At 38.7% G+C, this 5881-nt stretch carries 7 protein-coding genes; all 7 read right to left on the bottom strand.

Annotated elements, in window-relative coordinates; genetic code table 11:
- Positions 1–268: FGGY family carbohydrate kinase (locus ABZA26_RS05945; RefSeq protein WP_372713602.1), on the bottom strand; the 268-nt coding region annotated here is incomplete at its 3' end.
- 135 nt (positions 269–403) lie between these two features.
- On the bottom strand, positions 404–1123 hold the full coding sequence (locus ABZA26_RS05950; RefSeq protein ID WP_372713603.1) for an MIP/aquaporin family protein: 720 nt from the start codon (positions 1121–1123) through the stop codon (positions 404–406).
- 62 nt (positions 1124–1185) lie between these two features.
- Positions 1186–1533, bottom strand: coding sequence for a DUF1667 domain-containing protein (locus ABZA26_RS05955; protein ID WP_372713605.1), 348 nt, complete (start codon positions 1531–1533; stop codon positions 1186–1188).
- 247 nt (positions 1534–1780) lie between these two features.
- Positions 1781–2128, bottom strand: coding sequence for a DUF1667 domain-containing protein (locus ABZA26_RS05960; protein ID WP_372712484.1), 348 nt, complete (start codon positions 2126–2128; stop codon positions 1781–1783).
- A 23-nt stretch (positions 2129–2151) separates the two neighbouring features.
- Complete coding sequence (locus ABZA26_RS05965; protein WP_372713606.1) at positions 2152–3411, bottom strand: NAD(P)/FAD-dependent oxidoreductase; 1260 nt, start codon at positions 3409–3411, stop codon at positions 2152–2154.
- Positions 3412–3424: 13 nt separating this feature from the next.
- The gene (locus ABZA26_RS05970; RefSeq protein ID WP_372713607.1) at positions 3425–4852 is read right to left on the bottom strand and encodes an NAD(P)/FAD-dependent oxidoreductase; all 1428 of its coding nucleotides are present in this window, start codon (positions 4850–4852) and stop codon (positions 3425–3427) included.
- Positions 4853–5090: 238 nt separating this feature from the next.
- The coding region (locus ABZA26_RS05975) for an FGGY-family carbohydrate kinase (protein WP_372713608.1) at positions 5091–5881 on the bottom strand (791 nt) is incomplete at its 5' end.

Consider the following 5881-nt stretch of genomic DNA (forward strand, 5'->3'; position numbering starts at 1 on the left):
CCCAAACTATAGTCGTCTCTCTTTGGTTTGTTATTCCCAGAGCTGCTATCTCGTCATTTGTTATTCCTGTCTTAGCTATTACCTCTGTCACCACAGAACTCTGGCTTGCCCATATTTCCATTGGATCATGCTCTACCCATCCAGCTTTTGGGTATATCTGAGTAAACTCTTTTTGAGATACTCCCACTTCATTTCCGTCTTTATCAAATATTATTGCTCTTGAGCTTGTTGTTCCTTGATCCAATGCGATTACGTACTTTTTTTCCATTTAACTTGACCTCCCAGAATTTTTAATGTAAAAATCAGCCGAATTATCAAATGTTAATATAAAAACACCGTAAATAATTTTGATAATAAACCTATTTATATTTTGAAAATCTTAATTTCATTCTTATCTTTCAAATTAACTCCAAACACTTAGACATAACATATATATATTTGCTCCTATAACTCCTCCAACAATAGGAGCTACAATCGGAACCCATGCATATGCCCAGTCAGAGTCTCCCTTTCCTTTTATAGGAAGTAAAGCATGAGCTATTCTAGGTCCCAAGTCTCTTGCAGGATTTATAGCATATCCTGTAGGTCCTCCAAGGCTCAGACCAAGTGACCATACAAGTATACCTACAAGCAGTGCTGCCATAGGACCTACGTTGTTGTTTCCGTTTGTTATTCCCATTACTCCCAAAACAAGCATAGCCGTACCTATCACTTCAGTGATAAAATTCCATTTAGCTCCTCTTATTGCAGGACCTGTAGAGAATGTTGCCAATTTACCTCCGGCATCGTCTGTCTCATCATAATGCTGTTTATATGTAAGGTATACCAGTATCGCCCCTGTAAATGCTCCGGCTACCTGTGCAGCTATATATCCTGGAACCATTCCCCAGTCAAAAGCCCCTACAGAAGCCAGCCCGACAGTCACGGCTGGATTGATGTGAGCTCCACTTACCCATCCTGTTACGTATACTGCTATCGCCACTGCGAATCCCCATCCTGCTGTGATAACTATCCATCCACTGTTGTTACCCTTACTCTTATTCAGAACCACATTTGCAACTACTCCGTTACCAAGTAATATCAGGATCATAGTACCAATAAACTCTGCTAAATAAACTGCCATTTTTTCATTCCTCCCTTTTTTTATTGTTATTTTTTTTATGATTTATAAAATTATATTCTCAATTACATATCCCTCGTTATGACTAGATTTACACCGCTGCCTAAAATATTTTTCACGACTACCTCCCCCATTTTCACAGGAGCCTCCACTTCCAACTCGCTTATTATCTTCATACACTCAAAATTAAGTTCTTTTGGTATTCCTCCGTCTGTTTTTACAGGAACAACTTTATGAATACCTCCTTTTATTTTTATTGTAGAAGTTATAATTCTCTTTGGTGCAGTCATCTCCTCTTTTGCATATATTTCACCCCTGGGACATTTATTCCCCGTGACTTTAAATCCGTCGCTGTCATCTATCTCCATATGACACCCTATAGGACAAACTATACATACCATCTCTTTTTTCATCACTTCACCCTCCTTGTCATAATACTCTTGAGAAAAAATAAAAACCTTATTTTTTATAATTTTAAATTTATTAGTCCTTTTATAAAACAATTCGTTTTCATTCCAGCGTAAGGACTCATATATCCTCTTCTACATCCTTGACCATTATCATTTTTTTTATTTTTATTTTTTTTAATATTTTTTAAATATAAAAAAAACAGAGGGTTCAAAAATCCCTCTGCTCTGATTATTCTATTCTTTTTTAAAATTACATGTCCCGGGTGATTACTAAGTTTACCCCTGTTCCAAAAATATCTTCTGCTATGACATCTCCCATTTTTACAGGTCCTTTTGCTGATATGCTGTTTATCAGTTCCATGCATTTTATGTTTAGTTCTTTGGGTATTGCTCCGTCTGTTTTCACAGGTACTCTGTTGTGCAGACCGTCTGCTATTTTTATTGTAGAAGTTATCACTCTGGTAGGAGCTGTTAATTCTACAAATCCGTACTTTTCACCCCTAGGACATAGATTCCCGGTTACTTTATAGTCATTTGCTACGTCCACTTCCAGGTGACACCCCATAGGACATACTATACAAATTAATTCTTTTTTCATTAAATATTCACCGCCCTTTTTTTCTATTGAACTCCAGCTATTGATATTTTCAACTCGTCTCCGACTATTTTATCCAGTATCTTCTTTGGCAATACTATTTTTTCCATTTCTCCTGGAGCCAGATGTTTTTTAGTCAGAGATACAAGCGTCTGATCTCCGTCTTTTACTTCCAGTTTTACATCTCTGTAGACATTATTTACTCTCATAAATATTTCTAGTTTATCATCTATATTTTCCAGTCTTATCTTTTGAGGTACAGTATAGCTCACTCCAAAGTCAGCCTTGACTCTCTTGTATATGTCGCTCTGCTTTACATTTCCGCTTATATATCTTGCAGCAGCTTTTCCGGCTCTTCTGGATTCTGCGCTCACAAAGTCCACAAGGTCGTGTACATGCACTACGTTTCCGCATGCGAATATTCCAGGTACACTTGTTTCCATAAGTTCGTTTACAACAGGTCCTGAAGTTCTCTGGTCTATATCTATTTTTGCAGTTCTAGACAGTTCATTTTCAGGTATCAGACCTACTGAAAGTAAAAGAGTATCGCAGTCATAGTGTATTTCAGTTCCGGGAATAGGTCTTCTGTTTGCATCTACCTTAGCTACAGTTATTCCCTCCACTCTCTCTTTTCCTTTGATATTTGTTACTGTATGGCTTAATAGAAGAGGTATGTCATAGTCCTCCAGGCACTGGACTATGTTTCTTGTTAATCCTCCTGAGAACGGCATAAGCTCTACTACAGCTTCTACTTTAGCACCTTCTAGAGTCATTCTTCTTGCCATTATAAGACCGATATCTCCAGATCCTAGTATTACTACTTTTTTACCTACCATGTAACCTTCCATATTTATGAATCTCTGGGCTGCTCCTGCTGTAAATACTCCTGCAGGTCTGTCTCCTGGTATTGAGATTGCACCTCTTGTTCTTTCTCTGCATCCCATTGCCATTATTATAGCTCCGGCTTCCACTTCCATATATCCGTCTACAGTATTTATAAGTTGTAATTTTTTACTGTTATCCATATTCAGTACCATGGTATCCAGTTTGTATTCTATTCCCAGTTCTGTCATCTGGTTTATGAACCTCTGAGCATATTCAGGTCCTGTAAGCTCCTCTTTAAATTCATGAAGACCAAAACCATTGTGAATACACTGTTGCAGGATTCCTCCTAATTCTTTATCTCTTTCTATCACTAATATATCTTTTACTCCGTTATTTTTCGCCTCTATTGCCGCCGCAAGACCAGCTGGTCCTCCTCCTATAACTACAAGTTCACGTTTCATTAATAATACCTCCCTATTTTGTTTCCCCTGTTAGGATGTAAGAGTTCTTCTTGTCTAAGACAATCTCTTCCAAGCTTACATTCAGCTCTCTTGCCAATATCTCTTGAACTCTAGGACCGCAGAACCCTCCTTGGCATCTTCCCATACCAGGTCTGCACCTTTTCTTTACTCCGTCTACAGTTTTGGCTCCCACTTTTCTATGAATAGAGCTTACTATCTCGCCCTCTGTTATATTTTCACATCTGCAGATTACTCTTCCGTATTGTGGATTCTTTTTTATTAGAGCTTTTTTCTCTTCTGCATTTAGCTCCATGAATATTATCTGCTCTCTTCTAGGGTTAAAGTCTTCTTTTTCTGATACTTCTCCTAGTTTTTCCACTGCCATCTTAGCTACGTCCACTCCTATTGCAGGCGCCGCAGAAAGTCCAGGGGATTTTATTCCGGCCACATCAAAGAACATTGGTGCGCCAGGCGCTTCTTCTATTATGAAGTCTCCTCTGTCTCCCTCAGCTCTTAATCCTGCAAAACTTCTGATAGAATCTCTGAAGTGTATTCCAGGAACAGATTTAACTGCATGTTCCTTTACAAATTCAAGCTGTTCTGTAGTTGTGGATATATCATCTCTGTCATCCATATCCTGAGCGTCAGGTCCTAGTAAAAGGTTTCCGTGAACTGTCGGTGTTACCAGTATTCCTTTTCCAAGTTCTGTAGGGCACTGGAATATTACCTGACCTACAAGTTCTCCCTGGATCTTATCCATTACAAAGTACTGACCTCTTCTAGGTTTTATCTTAAAAGTTTCTTCAGATACCATGTTATGGATTTTATCTGCATAAACTCCAGAAGCGTTTATTACTACTTTTGCTTCGAAGTTTTTCTCTTGAGTTATTATTTTATATCCTGTCTCTATTTTCTCTATGTCAACAACATCCTGGTTTAGTTCTATACTCACACCGTTTTCTGCTGCATTTTCAAGCATAGCTATTGTCAATTCCCAAGGTCCTACAATCCCTGCTGTTTTCGCATGAAGCGCTGCTACAACTTTGTCGCTGATGTTTGGCTCCATTTTCTTTATTTCATCTTTTTCAAGCAGCTCCATTTCAGGTATTCCGTTTACGATTCCTCTTTTATAGAGTAAATCCAGATGTTCTCTCTCCTCTTCAGAGAATGCAAGAACCAAAGATCCACATCTCTCAAAAGGTACAGATAATTCTTCACATATTTCATCAAACATAGCATTTCCGAGGGCGTTATACTTCGCCATCAGTGTTCCCTCATGAGCGTCATATCCTGCATGTACAATTGCAGAGTTCGCTTTTGTTGTTCCATTTGACACATCATTTTCTTTTTCTATCACTACTACATTCAGGTTATATTTAGAAAGCTCCCTGGCAACAGAAGCACCTATAACCCCAGCCCCGATTATCGCAACATCATACATATCTCTTCTACCTCCCTAATAAATAACTACATTCTAGGATCTCTATTTCAGAAAGAATACCAGATCAATAAAAAATGCCAAGTAAACAGGAAGGTACAAACGTACCCCTGAATACTTGGCTCTCATAGTCTCTCTTGCCTTTATTATGCTCTTTTTAATATTATACTACTCTTTTGCTCATAGTCAATGATTTTTTATTTTAAATCTCACGAAGGCATAAAACCAAGTTTGATATTAACTATTCTTTTTCTTCCCAGGCCATTGATCTTTCTACCGCTTTTTTCCATCCTTTGTATAGAGTTTCTTTATGACCCTCCTCTATAGCCGGAGCAAACTTAGTCTCTACCTGCCATCTGTTTCTTATCTCCTCTTTACTTTCCCAGAACCCAACAGCAAGTCCTGCAAGGTAAGCTGCTCCTAGAGCTGTTGTCTCAGTTACTACTGGTCTCAGTACATCTGTTCCTAGTATATCTGACTGGAACTGCATCAAGAAGTTGTTCTTTACTGCTCCTCCGTCTACTTTTAGAGCCGATAGTTTTATCTTAGAATCGTCTTCCATTGCATCTATAAGGTCTCTTGACTGATATGCCACAGATTCCAGAGTTGCTCTGATCAGGTGATTTCTGTTGGCTCCTCTTGTGAGTCCTACTATTGTTCCTCTGGCATACATATCCCAGTAAGGTGATCCTAGACCTACGAAAGCAGGTACTACATATACTCCGTTACTGTCTTTTACCTTATTCGCAAAATACTCTGTATCTGCTGCGTCGTTTATTAGTCTGAGCTCATCTCTCAGCCACTGAACAGAAGCTCCACCTACAAAGACACTTCCCTCTAAAGCGTACTCTACTTTGTTGTTTATTCCTATTGCTATTGTTGTAAGAAGTCCGTTTTTAGACTCCACTGCATTTTCTCCTGTGTTCATAAGAAGGAAGCATCCAGTACCGTATGTATTTTTAGCTTCTCCCTTTTCAAAACAAGCCTGTCCAAATAAGGCCGACTGCTGATCTCCTGCAGCTCCTGCGATAG

Origin of the sequence: Ilyobacter sp. (genome assembly GCF_041583315.1) — a bacterium.
GTDB lineage: Bacteria > Fusobacteriota > Fusobacteriia > Fusobacteriales > Fusobacteriaceae > Ilyobacter.